The following is a 25,358-nucleotide window of genomic DNA, read 5'->3' as shown; positions in this document are numbered from 1 at the left end:
CGGTTCGCAACGCTGGGAAACCGGCCCATCGACACTATTGATCGCATGACCAATGAGCTATTGGTCACTAATCCAATAGACTGGGCGGCATGGTGTCAAGCCCCCCGCCCCAACGCGTTCGAAAGTTACCCGATGAGCGTCGGGCTGAAATCCTGGCCCAAGCCGCTTCCATCGCCTTGAGCGAGGGGCTGGAGCGCATCACCCTCCGTGCCGTCGCCGATCGCCTCGGCGTGCGGCCTGGTTTGATCAGTCACTACTACCCGGCTGCCGAGGACCTGGTAATCGCCGCCTTTGTGCGTGCCGTTTCCGAGGAGAGGGAAGAATTGTTTCCCGACGACGGATCTCCCCTTGAGCGCATGGCCCACCTGGTCGCGCGCATCGAAGGCAACGACAGCCTCGAGCTCACCCGGCTATGGCTCAACGCCCGGCATCTCTGCCGCTTTGTTCCGGCCCTGACCGAGGCGTTGTTGAGTCAGGAATACCTGGATCGCAACCGGCTGACGGCCCTCATTGAGGATGGGGTGGCATCCGGGGACTTCGGGGTGGAGGACCCCCTTGCGGCATGCATCCGGATTTGGGTAGCAATCGACGGCGTCGGTTCCTATGTCAACAATGCTGAGTCCTTTGAATATGAGGCCTTCAAGCGGTTCGTCACTGATGTGGCTGAATGGTCACTGGGCATTCCGGCCGGCGGGCTTAGGGCGGCCGTGGACCGGCGGATGAACTAGGCGCGTGGCCAAAGAGCTGATCTCCCGGCGTATGCAACCTCGAGCTCGCTGAGCCTTCACATTGCCCTTCGCACGATTTAATCAGTATCCTGATAACTTATCTGGTGAAACCGGATGATGCTGTTTGGGCTCATTGCCTGGGCCGCACGTGGCTGAAGCAGACGGTCGCGCGGCCATCGTGAAAGTTTGATTGACGGCATTGCTTGGTGACATAGGACGATGAATTGGTCCGTGGCTCCAGGTATGCCTGAAGGACGTGACATTCGTGGGCAACAATGACGAGGCCGTGGACCCCCAACTCCACACCTCCAGCGAAACCGCAGGAACAAGCTACACAGGAACAGACGCAACAGAAACACTGGACGGCCGCTACCAGCTGGGAGCCCTGCTGGGCAGGGGTGCCATGTCCGCCGTCTACCAGGCGACGGACCTGTTGCTCGGCCGTGCCGTGGCCATCAAGATTTTCCTGCCCGGTTCAGGCGATGAGTCGTTCCGGGCCCGCCAGGAAACCGAAATGCGGCTCCTGGCCGCCTTTGACCACCCGGGGCTGGTGGCTGCCTTCGACGCCGGCGTAGATACCCGCAATGACGAGGAACGCGCGTACCTGGTCATGGAACTGGCCGCCGGCCGTGATTTGCGCGCCATACTGACTGAGGGGCCACTCACGGTCCCCGAGACCGCCCGCATCGGTATCCGCCTGGCCGGGGCCCTGGCCCAGGTTCATGAACACGGCGTTATCCACCGCGACATCAAGCCGGCCAACATCCTGGTATCCGACGACGACGGCCTGGGTCAGTCCGTGAAGCTGGCGGACTTTGGAGTGGCGCTGGTGATGAACGACAACCGCCTCACCGCAACTGGCTTTACCGTGGGGACTGCCCAATACCTCAGCCCGGAGCAGGCGCAGGGCCTTGGACTGACTCCCGCGAGCGACATCTACTCGTTGGGCCTGGTGCTCCTCGAATGCCTCACGGGCAGGGCCGAGTATCCAGGGACACCTATTGAAACGGCCTCCGCCCGCCTTCACCGCGCACCGCAGGTCCCCTTGGAATTGCCCGGCCCGTTGCGGGAGCTCCTCGAAGCCATGACGGACATGGATCCCGAAAAACGGCCAACGGCACAATACGTTGAAGAGGCGCTCGCGGATGAAGGCATTCAGTCAGGGCGCAGGACCGCGCTGCTGCCTTCGGTGTCGCCGGTGTCGTCGGTGCCATTGGTGTCTTCTGCGCCTTCCCGGCCTCCGCTCCGGGCGGTCACCCGGAAGCAAGCGACGATTACCAGTCTCAGGGACTTCAACAAACGACGCCCGAGGACCGTTCGCGGCATGGCAGCGGCAGCGGTAACCATACCGCTCGCTGCGCTGATCCTCTCGCAGGGGCTCACACCCACGGGCAACACTACGGATCCGTTCCAGCCAGCGGACACCGGTGTTTCCCAGGCGGAGCCGCAGCCTGCGACGCCGGTTGTGCCGGCCCTCCCGGTTGCCCCGGCATCCGCCGACGCCGTGCCTGGCGATGCCCAACCCGCAGATACCCAGCCCGCGGATGCCCAGCCCGCTGAGGTGGTCAACCTGCAGGAATCGGCGCAGGTCCCACCGCCGGCACCGGTTCAGGAACAGGCACCGGCTGTGGTGCCTGGCCCGGAGATTGCCAAGCAAAAGAGCGACGGCAAGAGCGAGAAGAAGCCTGAAAAGGCAAAGGGGCCCGGGGAGGGCAAGTAGCCCTGGCAGCGTGAATCAACGCACGACGGCGACCTTCCGCCGTCGTGCCTTGCGTTCCGGAAGTCCTGTGTCCGGGAGGGTGCTCAGCGTTCGGAAACGCACCCGGGCGCCGTGCCTCGGCACTTGTAGGATGCACCGGGCTTCAGGTCGATCCCCGCGAAAAGCTGCGGGAGGGTGACCAGGTAGAAGCCCTTGCCTTTGAGCTGCGCAATGAGCTCCGCCTGGCCGTCCACAGTAGACGAATGGACGTCGTGTTGGAGGATGATGGAGCCGGGCTTCACCAGGCTCATGATCCGGGGCAGGAACACGGCTTTATTCTTGGACTGCCAATCCATGGAGTCGACGTCCCAAAGAACCTGCGGCAACCCGACAGAAGCGGCAACTGTCTGATTCGTTGCTCCGTACGGTGGCCGCAGGTACGCAGGCACTACACCTGTTGCCTTCTCAATGGCGTTCTGCGCCCCCTTGACTTCGCTCCCGATGCTCGCCGGAGACAGCTTTGTCAGGTAGGCGTGGCTCATTGAGTGGTTCGCGATGGTGTGGCCCGCTGCTGCCACGGCCTTGGCCACCCCCGGATTGGCCCTGACATAACCGCCCTGCTGGAAGAAAGTGGCGAACACTCTGTGCTTTTCGAGTACCGCCAGAAGGCGCGTGGTTTGGGCGTTGGGACCGTCATCATAGGTGAGGGCAGCGCAGGCGACGAGGTCGCAGTTGATGTGGGCCAAGCCGGCCGGGGTTGGCTGAGGGGCCGTGAAAGGTGCACCGGTGATGACTGCCGTGCGAAGGGCTTGGCCTGCAGGCGAAACCACCTCGTCTGTTGACTGGGCGTTTAAGTTCACGGTGACGGAATCGGGCAAAGCGGCGCCCGTTACGGGGTCCCGATGGATGGTGACGCTGAGATTACCGCCGGAGGTAAACGCGACGGCGGTCAGCAACTCGGCGTCGGAAACGGAGCTTGGTGTTGGCAGTGGTGTTGGGTTCAGGGCCGGAGCTGGAAGTGAACGGATGGCTTGGGCCACTAGTGACCGCACGGTGCCGGTCAAGGCGGGCTTAATCAAGCTGACACTGCCGGTAACGCCGCCCGTATTGAGGTCCTCGTAGGTGATCTCGTTGCTGTGGGCGGACCGAAGGCCTCCGTCCATGGTTGTTTTCACGAACCTGGATCCGATCACGCTCCCGGTAGCCAGCACGATTTCATGGGTGACCGAAACGCCGTCGGCCAGGAGCGCTGCCGGCGTGGCAGGCAATGCCGCAGGCTGGTGGCGTCCGCCGGCCCGGGCATCAAAGATGCTGAGGAGGTGGGCATCGAGTTTGCTGTTGAACGCTTTGGCGCCGCTGATGTACTGCCAGGTCGCAACCGTGGGCGTTGCCCCGGCCGTGCGCGTTGTCATGTCCACGAGGGTCGGGAGAGTGATCCTGGGCGGTGGGGTTCCAATGACCGCGGTCGGTGCTTGCGGTGCCTGTTGAGGTGCCTGTTGCCGGGCGATGGGGACACAGGCCGCCAAGAAGAGCACGATAACTACGAGCGGGATCGTGAACTGTGAGCGGACGGGGGCGGGCCGCTTCATGCTTTCCTCTACCTGGAGTACGAGGTTGTCATGCCTCGAATGATGACAGGCGCAACGCCCAGGAGCCCGGCGACACCCCGCAGAGGCTAGAGACCGGCTGGAAAGCTGACGGTGACGGTGGTTCCGCCGTCGGGAGTTTCAGCCAGGGTGAGGTCGCCACCGTGTGCTTTGGCAATGTTGCTGCACGTGGACAGGCCAAGTCCGGAGCCCGGGCCGTCGCCTTCACGGCGCAGCCGAACCAAGGGTTCCAGGACCTTGGCGCGGTCCTCCGGTTTGATGCCCTTGCCGTTGTCCGCCACGAAGATCGTGGCACCGTGGTAGTTGGAAACTCCGCTGATCCGGACGCGGAGATCCCTGTCCGGACTGCGGTAGTTCATGGCGTTGGACAGGAGATTCTGCAGCAGTGTGCAGAGCTGTCCACGGTCGGCGTGGAGGGCCAGGTCTTCAACATCAACAATGCCGTCGTTTTCGATGCCCAGGTCCCGGACAACTTCTTCGGCAACCTCCCGCAGGGAGACGTGAGCCGGGTGGATTGCACCGCCAACCCGTGAATAGCTCAACACATCTTCGAGCATGCCGAGCATCCGCCGTCCGCTGGAGCCGATGCGGTCCAAATAGCGTGCGGCGGTGCTGTCCGGTTCGACGTCGGGATCGTCTTCCACCAGTTCCACATAGCCCAGGATGGTGGTGAGGGGGATGCGGAGGTCGTGGCTGACACGCCCGGCGAATCCGGCGAGCTTGGCGTTGCTCTCCTTCAGCTCGGCATAGGTGCGGTCCAGCTGTACTGTGCGGTGCTGAAGCTCCAACAATTCCACTACCTGCTTGGCCAGGACCTCCAGCATGCTCACCTGTTCGGGGCGCAGCTCCTTGGTTTTGTCCGAGAACACGCAGAGGGTTCCCGGCACGAACCCGGATTCTGTTTGCAGCGGGACCGAAGCGTAAAAACGGACCTTGCCGATTTCACCCGTGACGAAGGGATTGTCCGCGAAACGGGGATCCTTGGAGGCGTCGGCCACCACTGTTCGCTCGCGGGTGAGGAATACCTTGGCGCACATGGAATCCTCACGGGAGCAGATGCCCGGATCAACACCCCAGGCGCCAATCTGGTGCTGGTATTCAGCGCTGATGATGTTGACCACGCCAAACGGAGCGCCGCAAAGCTCCGTTGCCAGCCGCACGAGGTTCTGCAGTGCGCTCATGACGGCGGCATTGGGAAGGAGCGTGGAATCCTCTGCAGGGTCCAGGCCATACTCCTGCAACTCCAGATCCCGGCTCATGTCATCCGTGAAGGACAGCTGCCCCTGAACTTCCGTCATATTATTTACTCCCCCAAGCGTCATTAGGATTCCTTGCCGATACTACCGGGACGCTGGTGGCGGTGGTTTACTGGGACGCATGACCGAGCAGGAACCGGCCTCCGCCGCGTCTACTGACAGCATCGATCTCTCCATACGCACTCCCGCGCAGAGATCCCGAACCTTCTACGGGATACTCGTGAACACGGCGCTGGCGAACATCACCACCAGCTATCTTTGGTTCGCCCTGACGTTCTGGGTGTACTTGGAGACGCGCAACGTCATCGCCACAGGAGTGATCGGCGGTGCGTACATGCTGCTGATCGCCCTCTCCAGCATCAGTTTCGGGACCTTCGTGGACCGTTACCGAAAACTGGCCGTGATGCGTTTCGCCGCAGCCTTCACCATGGTGATGTTCGTCCTCTCGGGCGTCATGTTCCTGCTGACCCCCGAGCAGGCGCTGCTTGACCTGACGCAGCCGTGGTTCTGGATCTTCACCATGATCATCCTGATCGGCGCAGTGGTGGAGAACATGCGGAATATCGCCTTGTCCACCACCGTCACCATCCTGATCGAACCTGATCGGCGGGCCAACGCCAACGGACTCGTGGGCATGGTGCAGGGGCTCATGTTCATTGTCACCTCTGTCCTTTCCGGGCTATCGGTGGGCCTGTTGGGCATGGGATGGACGGTAGTTGTCGCCCTGGTGCTGACCGCATTGGCCTTCGGGCATCTGCTCACGCTGCGCCTGCCTGAGGAAGTGAAGGCAGCGCCCTCCGACGCGCAAGGCGGATTCGACCTGCGCGGATCATGGGCTGCCGTCATGGCAATATCCGGGCTGTTTGCGCTGATTCTCTTCTCCACCTTCAACAACTTCATCGGCGGCGTCTACATGGCGTTGATGGACCCATACGGCCTGGAGATGTTCTCCGTGGAAATGTGGGGAGTCGTCTTCGCTATCGGTGCCACGGGCTTCATCGTGGGCGGCGCGCTGATCGGCAAGTTCGGCCTGGGCTCCAATCCCTTGCGGACCATGCTCATTGCCGTGGCGGTCATGGGATTCATCGGCGCGGTCTTCACTGTCCGCGAGTGGGCCTGGCTCTACATTGTGGGAATCTGGCTCTACATGGCGCTGGTACCTGTGGTGGAAGCCGCTGAACAAACCGTCATCCAAAAGGTAGTGCCACTACCTCGGCAGGGCAGGGTGTTTGGTTTCGCCATGGCGTTCGAGTCCGCAGCGGCGCCCATCACAGCTTTTCTTATTGCACCGATAGCCCAATTCTGGATCATCCCCTATGCCCGATCCGAAGAGGGAGCAGCCACTCTTGCTCCGCTTCTTGGCGAGGGCATCTCCCGTGGCATCGCCCTGGTGTTCCTGGCCGCCGGCATCATCATGATCTTGGTGGCGTTGATCGCCTTCCTGACTCCGGTCTACCGCCGCGTGTCTGCCTCGTATGCGCAGACAGCGGCGGAAGAACGGGACAGCCAGGATGCGGACTCACCGTCGACACTTTGAAGTGCGTCCCCACTTTGGGGCAACGATGATGCGGGCCTGATCAGGAAGCTGCTCAGGACGCTGTTTCCATTGCGGCTCCTGCCATGGCGGAGCTACCCAGATCACTCTTTTCCAAGGCCTGCCCGGACTCCACGGCCTTGGTCCAGGCTTCGGTGGGAGCCACAGCGGCCCAGTTGGAGTTCAGCAGCGCCATCAATGTGGTGTGCACCGTCTTGGCATCAGCGGTTCCGGCGTCGTTGCTGAGGTTGATGGCTCCCGTGGCATCTGAAAGCACTTCGCTGGCGAAGCCAAGGAACTCTGCTTCGACGGCCGAGGCCAGGATGCAGTTGTTGGTCATGTAACCCACCAAGGTGACGGTATCGACGTCGTGCTCCCGCAGCCAGGCGGCAACGTCCGTCCCGGCGTACACCGAGCCGTACTGCTTGACTACGTCTTTCCAGGAGGCGGCCCGGCGGGCTTCAACCTCCGGATGCAGCTCGTATTCCGTTGTTCCCGGGGCGAAGACGGGTGCGCCTTCTCCGGCATTGTGCTGGATTGCGGCGATGGGAATGCCGGCGGCAGTTGCAGTGTCGATGGCCTTGGCGATCATCGGAAGCGAGTCCCGGTGTGGCGGGTACTGAATTTCCAGCGGGCCGCTGAAGTACTGCTGCTGGATGTCGACAAGGATGAGGGCGCGGCGGGGTGTGCTCATGGTGTTCTCCCGTGGTGGTTTGCTTGGGGGCCTTTTGGCGGTCCCTTTTATCATTCGTCCGTTGTCCGCTGAGCACCAGTGGCACGAATGCCCATATACGATTGATTCAGGCCAAAGAAGTTCAGGCCAAAGAACAGCGGAGGGCAGTATGCGGATCGCGGTGTACGCATTCAGTGGCGTCACGATGTTTCACCTTGCCGTACCCCAAATGGTCTTCGACGAGGTCACCCGCCAAGGTTTGGCCGACTGGAACACCGTCTTTTTCTCCGATCAGGCGGGCCGGATCACAACGGCCGAGGGTTACGTTTTGGGGGAGGTGCAGGGACCGTCGACGGCGGAAGGGGCCGACGTCGTGGTGGTGCCGTCATGGTTCGACGACGAACGCGAGAGCGGTGAAAACCTCAGCAACGTCCTCCGGCAAGCCCACGGCAAGGGGGCAACCATCGTGGGTCTCTGTCTCGGTGCCATCCCTGTTGCCGACGCCGGCCTCCTGAATGGACGATCCGCCGTGACCCACTGGCAAGCCTTCGATTCCCTCGCTGCCCGGCACCCGGACGTCTCCCTCGATCAAACGGTGCTGTACATCGATCACGGTGACGTCCTGACCTCCGCCGGTACAGCGTCGGGGCTCGATGCGTGCCTCCATGTTGTAAGGGGCCGTTTAGGGGCGGAGGCTGCCAACCGGGTGGCGCGAAGCCTGGTCATTGCTCCTCATCGTGAAGGTGGGCAGGCCCAGTATATTGAGCACCCCCTTCCGCCGCGGGCCGAAGGTGACCCGATGGCCCGGCTGCTTGAGTGGGCGATGGGTCGGCTGGGTGAACCACTTAGCATCGACCGGCTCGCAGCACAGGCCCACATGAGCCGACGAACCTTCGTGCGCGCGTTCCGCGCCTCAACCGGGACCACGCCGTCGGCCTGGATACGCAGCCGCCGACTGGATGCTGCCCGCCGTCTGTTGGAAACCACCGACTTGTCCATCGACCAGGTTGCGGCTGACTGTGGGTTCGGCAGTGCCGTGACCCTGAGGCAGAACTTTGCCGGCGCTTTTTCCACCTCGCCCACGGACTATAGGCGCCGTTTTACCGCTTGACCGGCTTGTGAGGCGGTGGGAAATCAGCGCAAAAATCACTCTGTTCGGATGAGACGGCGGGAGCGCCGCGTGGTGCAGGGTGGAGTCAGCCCGTGGCACACGGGCAGTCCTGCAATCCTGCAGAGATGGGGACGGTTCTATGGCTCAGGCGGACCACGACGACTACACCATCCACCTTGAGCCGGACAATGTCCTGTCTCTGGCTTGGGACCCGGGCGTCAGGATTGAAGCCGGCAATGCCCGGGCGGCAGTGAACGCCGTCAATGAGTTTGCGGACGGCAGCCGCTATCCTTTGCTGGTAAAGATGGCGAATGCGAGCCACTTGAGCCGCTCGGCTCGTGACGTTTTCGTCGAGCCCTGTGCGGCGTCGAGAATTGCGTTGCTGGGTGAAAACGCCGTTGACCGGATCCTCGTCGACTACCAGTTGGCCGCCCAGCCGGCACCCTGCCCCACCCGGTTCTTCACCTCCGAAGCGGAGGCAAGGGCCTGGCTTGTGGAGCCGGAGACGGAAGCCGGCCCGCCGGGAGGATCCCTACCGTGACCACGCCGGCCGTGAGGAGAAGAACAAAGACCGGGCCCGCCCTCACCGGCTCGCACCAGCAGAGCAGGATGGCAAGCGAGTCCGAGGCGCTCCTGGCCGCTGCCTCCGCAGCGGTGGTTGCAGGCCTGGCCATAGGGCTGTTGCTGTTCTTCCCGGTGGGCTATTTCAACCTGGCGCCTACATGGGAATCGGCCTGATCCTGTCCGCCGTTTCCCTCAAGGCGTCGTACGTCTCGGCTGCCGGTCCAACCCGGCGCTTCCCTTTTGGGCGGGACGCGCTCACGCCTCTTGTGGTTTTGATCCAAGGAATCGCTGTGGCCGCCACGCTGCTTGTGGCTACGGGTGATGCCGTGCTTGTCTTTCGCGACGGCGGTTCCCCGGTCAGCCCCGTCATCATCGCCATCTACGGTGCGGCCACCGCCGCGATCGGATTCATGGTGGCCTGGTGGATGCGTCGTGCGGCACCGGGCTCGGACGGGACGGAAGCTTTGCACTTGAGCCTTTGGGCCTGGACGTCTGGGCCTTCGTGGCGCTCACGGCCGCCCCCGAACTCTTCGAATAGAGGGAATTCCCGCCCTCTTTGAGTGAGAACTCCCAAACGCTCTATCCCTCAAACAGGAGGTGTGGAATTATCGGCGGATGGACCAATATCTGTGGGTGTTGAAACAAGATCAACTTGATTTGATTCGCGAATTGGAGCCAGCCAGACTTGAGCTCCTCGACGAGGAAGGCCTCCTCCAACTCCATAAACGGGTGCGCAAAGCCCGGAACAAATACACCACCAACTATCGACGCAAAGCGGCGGACGAGGTACTTGAAGCTGGTGGTCGGGGAGCCGCGGCGAACAAATCGGACAAAGCGCGTGCCCGCGCATTCGTGTTCGAGGAAGCCCTCTCCATCGTAAGCAAGGAACTCGCCCGCGTAGCCCATGAGGCCGCCGAAGAACTCAAGGATGAGCGGCTGGAACGCGCCAACGCAGGCAAGTCCACCGGGCCTGAAAGCTCCGGGACCGGCACCAAGTCCACCAACAGTTCGGGCCGGGCGCGCTCGCACCAGAAAACCACGGGTGGAGTGAAACGGGACGCCTCCAGCCGTTCACAAGGCGCCCAGCGCCAGGCGAAAAAGGACGCCCGCTAAGCCCAACAAGCAAAAGCGGCAAACGCACGACGGCGGGAGGTCGCCGTCGTGCGTTTGCTGTTGTGGCGCTGAGGCTACAACCGCGCCTCAGATGGCCGTCGCGGTAACCTTCCCGCCATGGACACGCACGTGGAAGTCCTTGCTGCCTCCGTCCGGAGAAGGAACCGAGACCCTGCGCTCGAGGCCGTCCGGGGCTTCAAACGCGTGGAATTCCATGTCCTCGGCCCACTGGTAATCAGGACGGTTGGACACCGTGCCGATTGGGATGATGGCACCTTCACGGACCCAAACCGCCGCCTCCATCACCGTGTACTCCTTGTGGTGCCAGCGCGGCCCGCTCAGGGTTTCTCCCGTTTGAAGGTGCGTCCACACGCCCTCGGGAAGATAGAAGGACACCTCGCCACCCGGATTCATCACAGGAGCAACCAGGAGATCCGGTCCCAACATGTACTGCCGATCCAAAGGTGCGCAGCCGGGGTCCTCCGGGAACTCCAGGAACATGGGGCGCATCAGCGGAATGCCCTGCGAATAAGCCTCTTCCGCCGCCATCTGCAAATAGGGCATGAGCCGCATCTTCTGCTCGGTGAAATGGCGGAGGACATCCACTGACTCCTCATCCACAAGCCAGGGAACACGGTAGGAATTGGAACCGTGCAGTCGCGAATGGGAGGAGAGGAGACCGAATGCGATCCAGCGTTTGAAGATTTCCGGTTCAGGCGTCCCCTCGAAACCACCGATGTCGTGGCTCCAGAACGAGAATCCCGAAGCTGCAAGGGACAGTCCGCCGCGCAGGGACTCCGCCATCGCAGCGAAGGTTGATTCGCAATCCCCGCCCCAGTGCACCGGCATGGACTGGCCACCCGCAGTAGCCGATCGGGCGAAAACCACGGCTTCACCCTCGCCCAGCTCCTTCTTCAGCAAGTCAAAGACCGTGCGGTTGTACAGCTGGGAGTAGTAGTTGTGCATCTTCTGCGGATCCGAGCCGTCATGCCAGGCCACATCGGTGGGAATGCGCTCGCCGAAGTCCGTTTTGAAGGAGTCCACCCCCTGGTCCAGCAGCACCCGCAGCTTGTCCTGGTACCAGCGCACCGCGTCACCATTGGTGAAGTCCACCAGGCCCATGCCGGCCTGCCACATGTCCCACTGCCACACCGAACCATCCGGACGCTTCACCAAATAGCCCAGGTCCGCGCCCTCGCGGAAGAGATGCGAACGTTGCGCTATGTAGGGGTTGATCCACACACAGACCTTGAGCCCGCGGTCATGCAGGCGCCGGAGCATCCCCTCCGGGTCAGGGAAAGTAGCCGGATCCCACACAAAGTCGCTCCAGTGGAAAGAACGCATCCAGTGGCAGTCAAAATGGAACACGGACAACGGCAGCTGCCGCTGCTCCATTCCGTCAATGAAGGATGTCACCGTCGCCTCGTCATAGTCCGTGGTGAAGGAAGTGGAGAGCCACAAGCCATACGACCACGCAGGGATCCGGGACGGCCTGCCCGTGAGCTCGGTGTACCGGCGGATGATGTCCTTGGGGGACGGCCCATGAATCACGTAGTACTGCAGCCTCTGGCCCTCCACGCTGAACTGCGTCCTGGACACCACCTCCGAGCCAACTTCGAAGGAAACCAGTTCGGGATGGTTCACGAACACCCCGTAGCCGTCATTGGTCATGAAGAAGGGCACGTTCTTGTAGGCAAGATCGCTGGAGGTTCCGCCGTCCTCATTCCAGATATCCACGGATTGGCCATTCTTGACGAAGGCGCCGAAGCGCTCGCCGAGCCCATAAATGTTGGTTCCCACTCCGAGGCTGAGTTGCTCATGGACAAAGGTCCGTCCCTGGTCATCGGTGATGACGCCGACACTTCGGGGCGTGGAGCTGGTCAGAAGCCGGCCGTCGCCGATGAAATCGACGCCCCATTCGCCACTGGTGTTGATTTTCGCCGTGAGGCCGCCCGAGGTGATCTGCGCAGAGTCTTCGTCCATGCGGAAGCTTGGCAGGGCGCCGTCGTGCTTGACCTCAAAGCGGGGTCCCTTGTCCAGGCCCCCTTGGAAATGCTCAATGGTCACGCCGATCACGTCGGGCATCGGAGCGTCGAAGGTGACAGTGATCTGGGGAAGGTTGAGCGCGTCCCCGCGCGTGCTGATGCGCTTGGTAGGTGCGTAGACCGTCAGGGCATCGTCCACCACCACCACGTCCGATACATCTTGGGGTCGAAGGGCGGAAAAGCCCTTGCGGTAGAGCCAGTATCCGTCAGTGAATTTCATGGCGACTCAGTTTCCGTTCTGCTGTTGCGATGTGGGGTCTTCGGTGGTGTGGCTGTTCTTCAGGACCAGGACGCCGTAGGGAGGCAGGGTCAGCTCGGCTTCGTGGGTGGTGCCGCTGAGGAGGTCCAGGGAGGGTCCGCCGGCTTTTAGGTGCTCGTTGAGTTCCACGCGGCGGCTCCCGTCGCCGTGGTTGAGCAGGAAAAGGTAGTCACCGCGTTGGGCAAGCTCGACGTCGGACGGCAGTTCTCCGGCCACCGCGGAGGTGAGCCTTGCATCCCTCAACGCACCCTCGATGATCACAGCCACGGCACTTTGCGGCAGGTCGGCTCCGGCATACCAACTCCACCCCTTGCCGTAGTTGTTGCGAACCACGGCCGGCTGACCGGACAGGGGACCTGAGGCGAAGGATGCCACGGGGGAGGCGCTGGCGGTGTGGATGCGAAGGTCTTCGGACCAGCTGAGCGCCTCTGCCTCCAACGGCTCATGCGCGAAGGCGACGCGCACCGGGTTGGCCAAAGGACGCCATTCCTCGCCCGTCACACCCAGCATGTCTGCGAGCACTGCGGGATGCCGGCCACTGCGAAGGTGGCCGTTGGCGTCGGCCACTCCACTAAAAGGACCTACGACGGCGGTGCCTCCAGCGCTGACCCACGCGCCCAGTGCTTCTGCGTCCTTTTCGCCCAGCAGGAACAGGCTCGGTGCCAGGACCAGATCGAAGCGTCCCAGGGGACTTGAGGGGTGAATGACTTCCACGCAGTGCCCCCGCCGGAGCAGGGGACGATAATACGCGAGTAGCTGATCCATGACCCCAAGCCGGTTGCTGGGGCGATCCGGAGATTCCGAGGCCCACCAGCTGTCCCAGTCGAACAGCACAGCAATCCGGGAGGGGGCGGGCGTTCCGGCCAGGAGGCGAAGCTCTTGGAGATCGGCGCCCAGGGAACAGACTTCACGGAAGACCCTGGTGTCCGCTCCCGCCAAGGGCACCATGGCGGAATGGAAGCGCTCGGCTCCGAAAGCGGACTGGCGGAATTGGAAGTAGCAGACAGCATCGGAGCCACGCGCTATGGCTGAGAGCGAGTCCACGCGGAGGGCGCCGGGGTCCTTGGCCACGTTGTGACCCCGCCAGCTGACAGCCGAAGTTGCCGACTCCATCAGCATCCACGGAGCACCCCCGGCCAAACCGCGGCAAAGATCGTGGGTCAGGGCTGCTGTTTCCCAGGATTGCGGCTGCGCCGGATCAACGTAGTGGTTGTTGCCGATGAAGTCTGTTTCCTTGGCGAAACGGAAGTAGTCAGCACCCCGGAAAAATCCCATCAGGTTGGTGGTGACCGGCTGCTCAGCACGGCTCCGGATCACATCACGTTCTGCCATGAACAGCTCGAGGAGGGCCTCAGAGGTGAACCGGTGGAAGTCCAGGACTTGGGTGGGATTATGCATATACGGCGCAGTACGTGGCGGAAGGATCTCTTCCCAGCTGCTGTAGCCCTGACTCCAGAAAGCCGTCCCCCACGCCGTGTTGACGGCGTCGAGCGATCCGTAGCGGCGCAGAAGCCAGGACCTGAAGGCCACTGCGGTCTCGTCGTCGTAACTGATCTGCCCAAGTTCGTTGCCCACGTGCCACATGGCAACCGCCGGGTGGCCCGCATAGCGCGAAGCGAGCCGGGAGGTCACGGCCAGCGCTGCTGCCCGGTAGGCGGAGGACGACGGCGAGAACTGGTTCCGGGAGCCGTACCAGAGCGTGGTGCCGTCCGGGGTGGTGGGCAGCGAATCAGGGTAGTGGTGGCCAAGCCATGGAGGGGGAGAAGCGGTGGGTGTAGCCAGGCACACCCGGATGCCGTTGTCCGCCAGCAGGTCCAAAAGACGATCCAGCCAGCCGAAGTTCCACTGTCCCTCTTCAGGCTGCAATCGGGCCCAGCTGAACACCCCGACAGTCACTATGTTGACGCCCGCCCGTTTCATAAGGGCGATGTCTTCCGGCCAGGTCTGTTCCGGCCATTGTTCCGGGTTGTAGTCCGCACCGAAGAGCAGGCCGGTCCCATCAGTCACGTTCTTCAGGCCGTGGCTACGGAGTTGCATTGTTTTCCTTGGTTAAATGGGGGTTATGGATAATCGAAGGGCTTCAACAAGTGCGACCATCACTGATGTCGCCAGGGAGGCCGGTGTATCCACCAGCACTGTGTCTTATGTGATGAGTGGTAAGCGGACCATTTCGAAAGAAACACGCGACGTCGTCGAGGCCGCCATGGCCCGGCTGCATTACAGCCCCCGTTCCAGCGCCCGGGCCTTGGCGTCAAGCCGATCCAACGTTTTGGGGCTGGTGGTTCCACTCCGGCCGGACGTGAATGTTGGCGTGGTGATGCAGTTCGTGACTGCCGTGGTGACCACGGCGCGGACCTTCAACCAGGACGTCCTGCTGTTGACGCAGGACGACCCCGGAAGCATCGAAAGAGTCACTTCCCAATCGATGGTTGACGGGTTGTTGATGATGGACATCGAAGCCCGCGATCCCCGCATTCCCGTACTCGCTCGCCTGCAGAAGCCCGCTGTGCTCATCGGTATGCCGGATGAACCCCGGGGACTTAGTTGCGTGGACTTCGACTTCTCCGGCGCATCCCGCCTTGCAGTGCGCCACCTCCGGGACCTGGGACACCGAAGCATTGCGTTCATCGGTTCTCCGCCTGCCTCCCTGAAACGCCATGCGACGTATGCAGACCGCGCCCTCCAAGGCTTCACGGACGCCGCCAACAGCTTGGGTGCTGCCAACAAGTCAGTGGCGTGTGAGGCAGATTCCCCGCAACTGGCGAAGTCGCTGGACGCCGTCTTTTCGGGAAAGCAGCCTGCCACGGCGCTGGTGGTGCACAACGAGGCCCTGTTGCCCATGCTCCGCGAAGAGCTTTCGTTGCGGGGCCTCACCATTCCCGGAGATATCTCAGTGGTGGTCATTGCTCCGGCGGATGTGGCCAAGGCGGCGGTCCGTCCGTGGACCGCGGTTTCCATCCCGGCCATGGACATTGGGCGGTCCGCCGTGGAGATGGTGATGGACCGGCTGAGCCGTGACAAGCCCGCTGAACTGAGGCTCATTGCGCCGTCGCTGACCTTGGGTGAAACAACGGCCGAAGCACCCTGAACCGCGCTCATCCCTTGAATCGCGCTCATCCCTTGAATCGCGCTCATCCCTTGACCGCGCCTATCATGACGCCCTTGGTGAAGTGCTTCTGGACGAACGGGTAGACGATCAGGATGGGCACCATGGCCAGCACGATGACAGCCATCTGGAGGGCGGGCGAGGCCGCTGCCCCTTGGCCGACGTCGATCTGTCCGGGTACCGTCACGCCCTGGAGGACGTAGGAGCGCAAAACCACCTGGAGCGGATTCATGGCGCTGTCATTGATGTAAAGAACGGCGTTGAAGAACGCGTTCCAGTAGCCAACGCCATAGAACAGTGCAATGACGGCTGTGACGGCCTTGGACATGGGCAGGACAATCTGCGTGAGGGTCCGCCAGTCGCTGGCCCCGTCCATGCGAGCGCTGTCCAGGATGCCGCGGTCAATGCCCATGAAGAATCCGCGAAGGATGATGATGTTGAACACGGAGATGCAACTGGGCAGGATCAACGCCCAGTATGTGTTGATCAGGCCCAGGCTGGACACCAGCAGGTAGGCGGGGATGATGCCCGCGCTGAAGAACATGGTGATCAACAGGGTGAACAGGATGGGTGTGTGGGCGAACGAGCCCGGGCGGGACAATCCATAAGCGCACAGCACCGAAACCACCATGCTCAAGGCCGTGCCCGTCGCAGTGACCCCCACGCTGACCAGGACCGCCCTGGTGACCACGCCACCGCTGAGGATCTGTTGGTACGCGGCAAAGGTGATCTCCCCGGGGATCAGCACCAATCCTCCGGCCTGGGTGATGGTGGCTTGGGAAGAAACGCTGGTCAGGACAATGGTGTAGAGCGGTCCCACCACTGCAAGGACCACTGCGCTGAGGATCAGGAACTTCCCGGCCTTCGCCACTACTCCTGGTTCCTCTTCCCACGCCGCGCGTTGGGGACTGCTGACCGGTTTTCTGGTATTTCTGACCAGGATGCTCATTTTGAATACACACCGCTCTCGCCAAATATGTGGGCAACTTTGTTGGCCGCAAGGATCAAGGCCAGGCTGATGACGCCTTTGATGAGGCCGGCTGCGGCTGCGTAGCTCCAGTCGCCGTTCTGAACGCCGGTGTAGTAGACGAAGGTGTCCAGGACCTCCGCCGCCTCCGCGCCCACGGCGTCCCGTTGAAGGATGAGTTGCTCAAATCCCACGGACAGGGAGTCTCCCAACCTAAGAATGAGCAGCAGGACGATCACGCTGCGCAGCCCCGGCAGCGTGACGTGCCACATCCGCTTCCACGGCCCGGCTCCGTCCACTGCGGCAGCCTCGTACTGCGCCGGATCAATGGCACTCAGTGCAGCGAGGAAGACGATGATGCCCCACCCTGCGTCCTTCCAAATGGCTTGGGAAGTGATCAGGAAAAGGAACGTATCCGGGTTGGTCATGACGTCAACGGCCTCCCAGCCATTGGCGCGCAGGGACTGGTTCAGCAGGCCGGCTCCACCGAAGAGCTGCTGAAAAACCGATACCACCAGCACCCAGGAGAAGAAGTGGGGCAGGTACACCACGGCCTGGATGGCGGACCGCAGCTTTGGGTTGATCAGCGAATTGAGCAGGATGGCCAAAGCGATGGGAATCGGAAAGAAGAAGACCAGCTGGAAAGCAGTGATGACCAGCGTGTTCTTGACGGCCATCCAGAAATCGGGATCGCTGAAAACCCTGGAGAAATTATCCAGGCCCACCCAAGGGCTATCGGCTATGCCGATGAAGGGCGAGTACTCCTGGAACGCAACCACATTGCCGAGCATGGGGAGGTAGGCGAACACTGCCAGGAGCAGGACCGCAGGCAAGGCCATGAACACCAAGGAACGGTCGCGCATGAAGCGGGCCAGCATTCCGGCCTTGGGTCTTCCGGTGCCCGGCTCCTGAAGGCGCCTGCCTGTGCGTAGTTGCTTGCCGGCTCTTGATTGTTTGGTGGACCCGGCGGGTAGGGCTCCGCTTGTATGGGCCCCCGCTTCGGGCGTGGGTTTTTGAGTTTCGATAGTCATGGAAGTGCCGTCCTACGCCAGGAAGCCTGCGTAGAAGTCGCGCAGTTCGTCTCCACCCTTGCTCCGCCAGGAGGCTACTTCGCTGTCCAGGTCCTTAATGCTCTTGCGGCCCCGGATGATGTCTTTGGCGAGGTCGTTGAAGGGCTTGCCCAACGAGGCGAATTTGGTGGGTTCCTCAATCTGCATGCCGAAGAAGGCATCCTCGGTCACATGGGGTGCCTGGCGCGCTTCCCATCCGGACTGGGCTTCCACCAGGCCCGGGTACTGGACCATGGAGTTCACGATCGGGCCCGCCACGAGGAACGCGTAGGTACTGGTTACTTCCTGGCTTCCCTTTTCGGTCATCTTGGGGATGCCCTGGGAGTCCTTGGTGTAGTGCACGCCTTCTACTCCGCTGGTGATCAGCCGGTTTTCCTGGGTTCCGAAAGGGGCCGCAATGAAGTTGGCCAGGGCGAGCAGCTCCTCCACTTTGGCGGGGTCGTCAGTCTTCTTGATGAAGCTGAAAATTGCTGCCGGCTGTGCCCGGAACAGGGTGGGCGCGCCGCCGTCGGGTGCGAAGTAGTCCATGGGGAGCATTTTGAAGCCCGGGTTGGAAGGGAGGACCCGGGCCAGGGCTTCGTGCCAGCCACCTACACCATCCGATGCCATGAGCGACGCGCCGGATTCAAAACGCTGCTTGGATTGCTGGGCGTTGCCGGCCACCGCGTCCGGGTGCACCGAACCGTCGGCGAAGAGCTTCGCAGTCCACTCCAAGGCGGCGCGGTACTCGTCCGTTTCGAACTTGTTCTGCAGCTTGCCGTCTACTTCCTTCCATTTGGGAACCACTCCGTGCATGATCTGCGCGCCGTTCCATACGTCTTCGGAGCCCCAACGGTTCTTGGCAGGATCGGTAAGCTGCTTGGCCACCTTGAGGTAGTCATCTGCCGACCTTGGCGGTTCCACTCCCAGCTGCTCGAAGATGTCGGCGCGGTAGAAGATGGCATCGGAGATCAGGGCGCCGGGGTAGGGGAGTCCGTAGAGGCCACCTTCGAAGCACCCGAGTTTCCACGAGGCGGTGGGGATGTTGGCCAGGTTGGGGTATTTCTTCACCTTGTCCCCGGCCAGGAACTCTGACAGATCGGTGAAGACACCCTTGGCGGCCTGGCCGAAGCGCGGCGGCAGGTTCCAGGAGGGGATGACCACCCAGTCCGGTACGTCCTTGGGTGAGGCAAGGACGGTTTGAATCTTGTCTGCGTAGCTGTTGCCGTCGTTGACCTGGAAGTTGATGGTGGTCCCGAGCTCGGCATTGACGGCCTTGTAGTAGCTGTTCTCCGGCAAAGACGGGGGAATGGCCCACCAGGCCGGCGTCATCGCCGTGTAGGTCCCGCCCTTGCCGGGTGTCCCCTTTACGGACTTGACCAAGGTTGCGGGGAGTGTGGTGAATCCGGGGGTGGAGCCCTTGACTGAGGGGATGTCCGGCTTCACCAGATCCAGCGGGATGTAGCTCGGGACCAGTTTGGCCACCGCCTCAGCCAGGCCGCCGGAAGTAGTAGCCAGTGGCGCCGACGCTCCCGGACTGCACGCTGTCAGGGCAGCCGGTGCAGCTGCCAGGAAAACTGCGCCACCCAGGACGCCAAGGAAGGATCGGCGGTTAAGCGGGGGCATGCTGGGACCAAGCATGAAACACTCCTTTGTGATGGTTTTCATTGCAAGAATCGTCGAAACGCTTCGATTGCGTCCACCCTAGGCTATGGTTCGACTTTCACGCAATGGTTTAGGTGTTGCGAATCACATCGTCCTGATGGAAGACTGAACTTCGACGCCGCTTTGTAGAAGCGATTCAACAGTCAACGACGGGACAATTTGTGACTCAAAGCCATGCCCGGACAGTGCAGCGCCTGCTCCGCCTCCTGACCCGTGAACAAAAGATAGCCATGCTGCATCAGCACGCACCGGCCATTCCCGAGCTCGGGCTGGCATCTTTTCGGACAGGCACTGAAGCAGCCCACGGGGTGGCTTGGCTTGGGTCCGCCACCGTTTTTCCGCAGCCCGTGGGGTTGGCAGCAACGTGGGATGAAGACCTCATCGCCCGGGTGGGCGAGGCAGTGGGCCGGGAGGTCCGGGCAAAGAAGGCGGCGGACCCGAACGTCAGCCTCAACGTATGGGCTCCCGTGGTCAATCCGCTGCGTCACCCGTTGTGGGGAAGGAACGAGGAAGGCTTTTCCGAAGACCCCCACCTGACGGCCCGTTTTGCCAGCGCGTTCTGCTCAGGCCTCAAGGGATCCGATGCCGGCACCTGGTTGACGGTTCCCACCTTGAAACACTTCCTTGGATACAACAATGAGCACGACCGCAGCCTCACCTCCAGCAACCTCAGCGACAGGGTCCTGCACGAGTACGAACTTCCGGCCTATCGTCAACCCATCGAGGACGGAGTGGCCGGAGCAGTGATGCTCTCCTACAACCTGGTCAACGGACGCCCCGCACACGTCTCGGACCTGGTCCAGCGGCATCTCCGCACGTGGGTCAATGGCGGGTCGGTCGCAGTCGTGAGTGACGCCGGTGCGCCCTCCGCGCTCTTCCGGGCCGAGAAGTACTTTGCCGACGGCTCAACCGCCTACGCTGCCGCGCTCAGGGCCGGCGTGGATAACTTCACCGACGACGGCGACAACCCGGGCCCGTCCACCACCTACCTTGAGGAGGCCTTGGAACGAGGTCTGCTGACAGAGGATGACCTTGACCTTAGCGTGGCCAGGCTCCTGACGCTTCGGGCAAGGACGGGTGAATTCGACGATGATCGCGGCGGTTCTTCTCCGGCAGATAACCCCACGGCCGGTTCGGGGGAGACTGGTTCAGCGGAAACCGGTTCAGCCGAAACGTCGGCGCTGGCCCGCGAAGCCGCCCGAAAATCCGTGGTCTTGCTTCGAAACCAGGCAGATCCCCAGCTGCTTCCTTTAGGTGACACCCCCGGATCAATCGCCGTCATTGGAACCCTGGGCCAGCGCGTCCTGAGTGACTGGTACAGCGGGACCCTGCAGAACGAATGCAGCCTTGCCGAGGCATTTTCCCGGCGGTACCAGGACGTCGTTGCCGAGGACGGCCTGGACGTTGTCGCCCTGCGATGCGTCCGTACCGGTGCCTACGTAGGCCTTCCGCCGTCGTCGGATACCACCGACGACGGCGGCGTCCTGGTTGCGGACAAGACCTCACCCGCTGTTGGGGAGTACTTCACAGTGAAGGATTGGGGAAGCGGAGAGTTCAGCCTGCAGTCGGGCCTGACGGGGCGTTTTGTCGCTGCCGGCAGCGACAACTACCTCAGGGCCTCCGCGGAACGAATCGGGGGATGGGTGGTGCAGGAGACCTTCCGCTTGGTGCCCTTCCATGATGGGACTGTTGCCCTCCAGCACCTCGCCTCCTCCACCTGGGTGCGGGTGGAGTCGGGGACCGGAAGCCTGGTGCTCGCCTCCGGCTTGGAGTCCACAGCTGACCGCTTTGTGGTCAGGACCATCAAATCCGGACACGAGGCAGCACACGCAGCGGCCGCCTCAGCCGACGTAGCAGTGGTAGTGGTGGGCAACGATCCCCACCTCGGCGGGAGGGAAACCCTGGACCGGGAGTCCCTGGACTTACCGCAGTCAGAGCAGGAACTCGTCAGGATCGTTCGGGATGCAAATCCCAAAACCATCCTGCTTGTTGTCTCCTCCTATCCCTACGCTCTTGGGGCTTTGGCCGATACTCCCGCTATCGCCTGGACATCACATGGTGGCCAGGAGCTTGGACCGGGAGTAGTGGATGTGCTCAGCGGAGACGCCGAACCAACAGGACGGCTTCCGCAAACGTGGTTCGCGCGCGACGCCGACCTGCCGGACATCCTCGATTACGACATCATCGGTTCCGAGTCCACCTACCTGTACACCCGCGCCGAACCGCTCTATCCGCTGGGGCACGGGCTCAGCTATGGGAGTGTCCGGTACACGGATGCTGTACTCGCCAGCGAAGTTCCCGGGCACTTCATGGACGTGGACGTTACTCTCACCAACAAGGGAGACCGCATGGCCCATGAGTTGGTGCAGGCATACGCCTCAGCTCCCGCCCATCAGTACAGCTTTCCAAGGCGGCTCTTGGTAGCTCACCAGCGTGTGGAGGTCCCGCCCGGCGCCCGTGTAACGGCCACCCTGCGTATTCCTGTTGAACGTCTGGCTACTTTCAGTACCGTCACAGCGTCAATGGTGGTGGAGCCGGGGGAGTACCTGATCCTGCTGGGCTCCTCCGCCTCGATGCTGCCGGTGAGCGTGACGGTCCGGATCCCGCAGGAGGGGCAGCAGCACCGACGTTCCTTGGGAGCATGGGTGCCCGCGCGTCTCTACGACGGGAACTCAAACATGGATCTGGTACCTGCGACGCCCCTCGCAGGTACCGCTATTGCCCCGGCCGACCCCTCCGTGCCCGGATGGGCCGTTTACCGGAACTGGGAGGGCAAGCCAATAACCGCAGTCCACTGCGAGGTCCTCTCCACCACTACAGGCAGGAACTTCGGTGGCTGCAGCATCAGCGCCCAGGCCGCCGGGCCCGCCGACACCTGGCTCAACCTTGGCCGGTGCGAACTGAAGGACGGCTACAGCGGCAAGGTTCGCATCGACGTCGACCCCTCTGTTCTTCCTGCCTGGGCCTCAAACGGAACGCTTCGGCTGGTACTCACCGGGGATGTCACCATCCAACAGCTGCAACTGTGCCCGGACGAACAACCAAGCGTCACGCGGTAAACGCCAAATCCGCTTCCTTCACACCAAACCGCAACGCCTCCCCACGGGACAACCGCAAAGCCTCGTCCACAGCGCTCGCCGCCATACGCTCGAGTTCGTTGCCCAAAGATCCCGCCACATGTGGTGTGAGCAGCACGTTGGGGTGCGTGTACAGGCGGGATTCGGCGGGCAGCACCCATGGCGTGGTCACGTCCAGGATGGCGTAAAGGTCGCCACGTTCCACCCGGGCGATCAGCGCGTCCTGGTCCACCAATTCGCCGCGTGAGGTGTTGATGAACGTGGCTCCCGGCCGCATCCTTGCGATCTGTCCGGCGTCGATGAGGTTCTTCGTGGAGGGTAACGACGGCGCGTGGAGGCTCACCACATCGCAGCCCGCCACGAGCTCGTCCAAGCTGACAAGCCCGACACCGAGACCCGCTGCTTCAGCGGGGGAGAGGTAGGGGTCGGCCACCACGACGTCGAGTTCATAGGGAGCGAGCAGCCGGATGACATGACGGCCGATCTTTGACGCACCGATGATGCCGACGCGCTTCCGGTAGTTGCCCATGTCCGGAAAAAGATGCTCCGCAAGAACGTCCGTACGTGTGGTGTGCAGGGCCCGGGCGATCTGCAGGACACGTTTGTTGGCGAGGATGATCATGGCCACGGTGTACTCCGCCACGGGGATGGCATTCGCATCCGCGGCGGAACTGACCTGGATGCCGCGTTCCCAGCAGGCGTCGCCGATGTGGTGTTTCACGCTGCCTGCGGCGTGCAGGACGTAACGGAGGCGGGGCGCGGCGTCGAGGACGTCGTCGTCGATCATCGGGCAACCCCAACCGGTGAGGAGGATATCCGCCTCGGCCAGGAGGGAACGGCCCTCCTGGCTGGTGAAGTCCTGGATCGGCTCCCGGCTCAGCAACGTCAGCGCGGGTTCCAACGGATCCAGGCTCCTGGGTGGAAACACCGCCCGCGCAGTGTGGGACGGCATGGCCAAGGCAACATTCAAACTCACTTAACACTCCCTGCTGTTAGTCCGGACTTCCAGAACCGTTGCAGCATGATGAACGCCAGCAGCAACGGGATGATCGAAAGCAATGAGCCTGTGATGACCATGGGCGTGAACTCGGGCTGGGGGATGGAGTAGCCCTGCCAGATGGAGATGCCGACACTGACGGGTAGCAGCTGCTGGTCCTGGAGCATCACCAGGGGGAGCATGAAGTTGTTCCACACGCCCACGAATTGGAAAAGGGCAATGGTGATGTAGCCGGGCATCATCATGGGCAGGCCCAGGGAGAAGAAGGAACGGATGGGGCCGGCCCCGTCAACGCGGGCCGCTTCCAAGGTTTCCGCCGGGACATACGCGGCGGAGTAGACCCTGGCGAGGTACACGCCGAACGGGTTGCACAGCACGGGGATGAGGATGGCCCAGATGGTGTTGGTGATGCCGAAGACCGAAGCCAGCAGGTACATGGGCAGGACAGTGGCCGTGTTGGGGATGAGGACGCCCACCAGCACTATGCCGAAGAAGGAATCCTTGCCACGGAACTGGAATTTGTCGAACGCGTAGCCGGCCATGACGGAGATCAGGCCACCCAGGATGGCACCGAACGCCGCGTAGAACATGGAGTTGGCCATCCAGCGGAGGAACAAGCCGCCGTCCTGGTTCAGGACCGCCATGACGTTATCCAGGAACGCAGGTTCACCCAAGGCGTAGGCGGCTGTTCCATAGAGGTCCGCGGTGTTCTTGGTGGCGGCGAAGAACAGCCACACCACGGGAAGGACCATGTAGGCGCAGCCCAGGATCAGCAGGGCGTTGACGGTGAAAGTGCTTCCGAAGCCGCCGGAACGTGCCACCGGTCTGCGGCGCTTGGTTGGCAGTGCTGGAGTTGAGGTCCGGGGCGGGGTCAACGTGGGGGTGCTCATGCTTTGTTCATCCTTGAGCTGAAGCGGGTAACGGCCCAGGACAGCACGGCAGCCATGAGCGCGATGATGATGGAGGCCGCCGCGGCCTGGTTGAGGTTGTGCCGGTTGAACGCGGCGTCGTAGGCCCACATATTGGGCACCCAGGTGCTGGTGACTGACGCAGTTGCCTTGGAGATGATGGATGGCTCGGTGAACAGCTGGAGCGTGCCGATCACAGTGAAGAGCATGATGACGCTCAACGCCGGGAGGATCAGTGGCAGCTTGATGCTGATGGCCGCCCGGATTTCACCGGCGCCGTCCACGCGTGCTGCCTCCAGGATTTCCCGGGGGACGGCTTGCAGTGCCGTGAAGAGCACGATCACGTTGTAGCCCGTCCACTCCCACACGGCGATGTTCACAATGGACGGCAGGATCAGCTGGTTGTCCAGGAAGTTCAGTGAGATTCCACCGGTTTCCAGTGCTGAGACAATCGGGCTGACCCCCGGGGTGTAAAGGTAAGCCCAGATCAGTGCGGCAATGACGCCGGGAACGGCGTGGGGGAGGAAGACCAGGAGCTGGAAGAGTTTCCGCGCGCGGGCCACGGTCGCGTCCAGCAGGAGCGCAAAAGCCAAGGCGCCGCCCACCATGCAGGGGATGTAAAGCAGGCAGTACAAGGCGAGGCGCCCGATTCCGCCCACGAAACTCTCGGATTGGAGGACCTGAAGGTAGTTTTCCAGTCCAACGAACGCGGTCTTTGCCTCGCCAAAGCCCAAGCCGGACTTTTGCTGCGCGAAGAAGCTCAGCACTACCGCGTAGATGACCGGCGCAACCATGGCCACGGCGAAAATAGCGAAGAAGGGGGTCAGGAACAGTGCCGCTGTGCGACCCCCGGTTCCTGACATTGCGCGGGTTTTACGTTGCGGTCGTTCTTGGTTTGGTACGCGGGCTGAAGGTTCGACGGCGGTGGACGGCTTGGTGGGTTCTTGGGCAACCATGATTAATCTCCTCGCTGGCAGGGTGACCCGTGGACGCGGGCCAC

21 protein-coding genes are annotated in these 25,358 nt (G+C 62.4%); 10 read left to right on the top strand and 11 right to left on the bottom strand.

The annotated features are described in order from the left end of the window. The first annotated feature begins 89 nt into the window (after positions 1–89). Together ACLRGI_RS13145 and ACLRGI_RS13140 are read left to right on the top strand one after the other, a co-directional pair. Entirely contained in the window at positions 90–728 is a 639-nt protein-coding gene (locus tag ACLRGI_RS13145) for a TetR/AcrR family transcriptional regulator (protein ID WP_419202088.1), read from the top strand. 265 nt (positions 729–993) lie between these two features. Beyond that, positions 994–2,448, top strand: a complete 1,455-nt coding sequence (locus ACLRGI_RS13140; protein ID WP_419202087.1) for a serine/threonine-protein kinase — start codon at positions 994–996, stop codon at positions 2,446–2,448. Between the two features lie 83 nt (positions 2,449–2,531). Here ACLRGI_RS13140 and ACLRGI_RS13135 read toward each other — a convergent pair whose 3' ends face one another. Together ACLRGI_RS13135 and ACLRGI_RS13130 are read right to left on the bottom strand one after the other, a co-directional pair. Then, positions 2,532–3,839 carry a polysaccharide deacetylase family protein gene (locus ACLRGI_RS13135; protein WP_419202086.1) on the bottom strand — a complete coding sequence of 436 codons (1,308 nt, stop codon included), beginning with the start codon at positions 3,837–3,839 and terminating at the stop codon, positions 2,532–2,534. 263 nt (positions 3,840–4,102) lie between these two features. After that, positions 4,103–5,332 (bottom strand): GAF domain-containing sensor histidine kinase, encoded by a 1,230-nt coding sequence (locus ACLRGI_RS13130; RefSeq protein ID WP_419202085.1) that lies wholly within the window; start codon positions 5,330–5,332, stop codon positions 4,103–4,105. Between the two features lie 79 nt (positions 5,333–5,411). On the opposite strand from ACLRGI_RS13130, the gene ACLRGI_RS13125 reads away from it, so the two are divergent. Further along, the gene (locus tag ACLRGI_RS13125; RefSeq protein ID WP_419202084.1) at positions 5,412–6,827 is read left to right on the top strand and encodes an MFS transporter; all 1,416 of its coding nucleotides are present in this window, start codon (positions 5,412–5,414) and stop codon (positions 6,825–6,827) included. A gap of 52 nt (positions 6,828–6,879) precedes the next feature. On the opposite strand, the gene ACLRGI_RS13120 is transcribed toward ACLRGI_RS13125, so the two are convergent. Continuing rightward, positions 6,880–7,518: an isochorismatase family protein gene (locus tag ACLRGI_RS13120; RefSeq protein ID WP_419202083.1), complete on the bottom strand. Its 639-nt coding sequence runs from the start codon at positions 7,516–7,518 to the stop codon at positions 6,880–6,882. Positions 7,519–7,666: 148 nt separating this feature from the next. On the opposite strand from ACLRGI_RS13120, the gene ACLRGI_RS13115 reads away from it, so the two are divergent. From ACLRGI_RS13115 to ACLRGI_RS13095, 5 genes are all read left to right on the top strand, one after another. Continuing rightward, positions 7,667–8,608, top strand: coding sequence for a GlxA family transcriptional regulator (locus ACLRGI_RS13115; RefSeq protein WP_419202082.1), 942 nt, complete (start codon positions 7,667–7,669; stop codon positions 8,606–8,608). A 139-nt stretch (positions 8,609–8,747) separates the two neighbouring features. Further along, a complete protein-coding gene (locus ACLRGI_RS13110) occupies positions 8,748–9,149 on the top strand; it encodes a DUF7793 family protein (protein WP_419202081.1) in 402 nt (133 codons plus the stop codon). After that, positions 9,146–9,346: a hypothetical protein gene (locus ACLRGI_RS13105; protein ID WP_419202080.1), complete on the top strand. Its 201-nt coding sequence runs from the start codon at positions 9,146–9,148 to the stop codon at positions 9,344–9,346. The genes ACLRGI_RS13110 and ACLRGI_RS13105 overlap by 4 nt, the downstream gene beginning before the upstream one ends. Then, positions 9,331–9,732, top strand: coding sequence for a cation efflux transmembrane domain-containing protein (locus ACLRGI_RS13100; RefSeq protein ID WP_419202079.1), 402 nt, complete (start codon positions 9,331–9,333; stop codon positions 9,730–9,732). Before ACLRGI_RS13105 ends, ACLRGI_RS13100 begins: the two co-directional genes overlap by 16 nt. Positions 9,733–9,805: 73 nt before the next feature. After that, entirely contained in the window at positions 9,806–10,285 is a 480-nt protein-coding gene (locus ACLRGI_RS13095) for a hypothetical protein (RefSeq protein WP_419202078.1), read from the top strand. Positions 10,286–10,372: 87 nt separating this feature from the next. Here the strand turns inward: ACLRGI_RS13095 and yicI are convergent, their stop codons facing one another. After that, positions 10,373–12,550, bottom strand: coding sequence for an alpha-xylosidase (gene yicI / locus ACLRGI_RS13090; RefSeq protein WP_419202077.1), 2,178 nt, complete (start codon positions 12,548–12,550; stop codon positions 10,373–10,375). Between the two features lie 6 nt (positions 12,551–12,556). Then, positions 12,557–14,626 carry a beta-galactosidase gene (locus tag ACLRGI_RS13085; protein WP_419202076.1) on the bottom strand — a complete coding sequence of 690 codons (2,070 nt, stop codon included), beginning with the start codon at positions 14,624–14,626 and terminating at the stop codon, positions 12,557–12,559. A gap of 25 nt (positions 14,627–14,651) precedes the next feature. Here ACLRGI_RS13085 and ACLRGI_RS13080 point away from each other — a divergent pair, with 25 nt between their 5' ends. Further along, positions 14,652–15,677 (top strand): LacI family DNA-binding transcriptional regulator, encoded by a 1,026-nt coding sequence (locus ACLRGI_RS13080; RefSeq protein ID WP_419202075.1) that lies wholly within the window; start codon positions 14,652–14,654, stop codon positions 15,675–15,677. Positions 15,678–15,720: 43 nt separating this feature from the next. On the opposite strand, the gene ACLRGI_RS13075 is transcribed toward ACLRGI_RS13080, so the two are convergent. The 3 genes from ACLRGI_RS13075 to ACLRGI_RS13065 are packed head-to-tail and all read right to left on the bottom strand — an operon-like array spanning position 15,721 to position 19,352. Beyond that, a complete protein-coding gene (locus ACLRGI_RS13075; RefSeq protein ID WP_419202074.1) occupies positions 15,721–16,644 on the bottom strand; it encodes a carbohydrate ABC transporter permease in 924 nt (307 codons plus the stop codon). After that, positions 16,641–17,693, bottom strand: a complete 1,053-nt coding sequence (locus tag ACLRGI_RS13070; RefSeq protein WP_419202073.1) for an ABC transporter permease — start codon at positions 17,691–17,693, stop codon at positions 16,641–16,643. The genes ACLRGI_RS13075 and ACLRGI_RS13070 overlap by 4 nt, the downstream gene beginning before the upstream one ends. A gap of 12 nt (positions 17,694–17,705) precedes the next feature. Beyond that, positions 17,706–19,352 (bottom strand): extracellular solute-binding protein, encoded by a 1,647-nt coding sequence (locus tag ACLRGI_RS13065; protein ID WP_419202072.1) that lies wholly within the window; start codon positions 19,350–19,352, stop codon positions 17,706–17,708. Positions 19,353–19,537: 185 nt separating this feature from the next. On the opposite strand from ACLRGI_RS13065, the gene ACLRGI_RS13060 reads away from it, so the two are divergent. Beyond that, the gene (locus tag ACLRGI_RS13060; protein WP_419202071.1) at positions 19,538–22,435 is read left to right on the top strand and encodes a glycoside hydrolase family 3 C-terminal domain-containing protein; all 2,898 of its coding nucleotides are present in this window, start codon (positions 19,538–19,540) and stop codon (positions 22,433–22,435) included. On the opposite strand, the gene ACLRGI_RS13055 is transcribed toward ACLRGI_RS13060, so the two are convergent. The 3 genes from ACLRGI_RS13055 to ACLRGI_RS13045 are packed head-to-tail and all read right to left on the bottom strand — an operon-like array spanning position 22,425 to position 25,314. Beyond that, positions 22,425–23,429 (bottom strand): hydroxyacid dehydrogenase, encoded by a 1,005-nt coding sequence (locus ACLRGI_RS13055; RefSeq protein ID WP_419202070.1) that lies wholly within the window; start codon positions 23,427–23,429, stop codon positions 22,425–22,427. The two genes, ACLRGI_RS13060 and ACLRGI_RS13055, sit on opposite strands and share 11 nt — an antisense overlap. Next, a complete protein-coding gene (locus ACLRGI_RS13050) occupies positions 23,426–24,340 on the bottom strand; it encodes a carbohydrate ABC transporter permease (RefSeq protein WP_419202069.1) in 915 nt (304 codons plus the stop codon). Before ACLRGI_RS13050 ends, ACLRGI_RS13055 begins: the two co-directional genes overlap by 4 nt. Then, on the bottom strand, positions 24,337–25,314 hold the full coding sequence (locus ACLRGI_RS13045; protein WP_419202068.1) for a carbohydrate ABC transporter permease: 978 nt from the start codon (positions 25,312–25,314) through the stop codon (positions 24,337–24,339). Before ACLRGI_RS13045 ends, ACLRGI_RS13050 begins: the two co-directional genes overlap by 4 nt. Between the last annotated feature and the right edge of the window lie 44 nt (positions 25,315–25,358).

It is taken from the genome of Paenarthrobacter sp. PPS72 (genome assembly GCF_048537125.1).
GTDB classification, from domain to species: Bacteria; Actinomycetota; Actinomycetes; order Actinomycetales; family Micrococcaceae; genus Arthrobacter; species Arthrobacter nitroguajacolicus_E.
Note: the sequence above shows the minus strand (reverse complement) of the source record. Positions and strands in the feature narration are given on the sequence as shown.

Coding starts and splice junctions, on each gene's coding strand:
- ACLRGI_RS13145 (WP_419202088.1), top strand. CDS start 90: ATGGTGTCAAGCCCCCCGCCCCAACGCGTTCGAAAGTTACCCGATGAG.
- ACLRGI_RS13135 (WP_419202086.1), bottom strand. CDS start 3,839: ATGACAACGCGCACGGCCGGGGCAACGCCCACGGTTGCGACCTGGCAG.
- ACLRGI_RS13130 (WP_419202085.1), bottom strand. CDS start 5,332: ATGACGGAAGTTCAGGGGCAGCTGTCCTTCACGGATGACATGAGCCGG.
- ACLRGI_RS13125 (WP_419202084.1), top strand. CDS start 5,412: ATGACCGAGCAGGAACCGGCCTCCGCCGCGTCTACTGACAGCATCGAT.
- ACLRGI_RS13120 (WP_419202083.1), bottom strand. CDS start 7,518: ATGAGCACACCCCGCCGCGCCCTCATCCTTGTCGACATCCAGCAGCAG.
- ACLRGI_RS13115 (WP_419202082.1), top strand. CDS start 7,667: ATGCGGATCGCGGTGTACGCATTCAGTGGCGTCACGATGTTTCACCTT.
- ACLRGI_RS13110 (WP_419202081.1), top strand. CDS start 8,748: ATGGCTCAGGCGGACCACGACGACTACACCATCCACCTTGAGCCGGAC.
- ACLRGI_RS13100 (WP_419202079.1), top strand. CDS start 9,331: ATGGGAATCGGCCTGATCCTGTCCGCCGTTTCCCTCAAGGCGTCGTAC.
- yicI (WP_419202077.1), bottom strand. CDS start 12,550: ATGAAATTCACTGACGGATACTGGCTCTACCGCAAGGGCTTTTCCGCC.
- ACLRGI_RS13085 (WP_419202076.1), bottom strand. CDS start 14,626: ATGCAACTCCGTAGCCACGGCCTGAAGAACGTGACTGATGGGACCGGC.
- ACLRGI_RS13080 (WP_419202075.1), top strand. CDS start 14,652: ATGGATAATCGAAGGGCTTCAACAAGTGCGACCATCACTGATGTCGCC.
- ACLRGI_RS13075 (WP_419202074.1), bottom strand. CDS start 16,644: ATGAGCATCCTGGTCAGAAATACCAGAAAACCGGTCAGCAGTCCCCAA.
- ACLRGI_RS13070 (WP_419202073.1), bottom strand. CDS start 17,693: ATGACTATCGAAACTCAAAAACCCACGCCCGAAGCGGGGGCCCATACA.
- ACLRGI_RS13065 (WP_419202072.1), bottom strand. CDS start 19,352: ATGCTTGGTCCCAGCATGCCCCCGCTTAACCGCCGATCCTTCCTTGGC.
- ACLRGI_RS13050 (WP_419202069.1), bottom strand. CDS start 24,340: ATGAGCACCCCCACGTTGACCCCGCCCCGGACCTCAACTCCAGCACTG.
- ACLRGI_RS13045 (WP_419202068.1), bottom strand. CDS start 25,314: ATGGTTGCCCAAGAACCCACCAAGCCGTCCACCGCCGTCGAACCTTCA.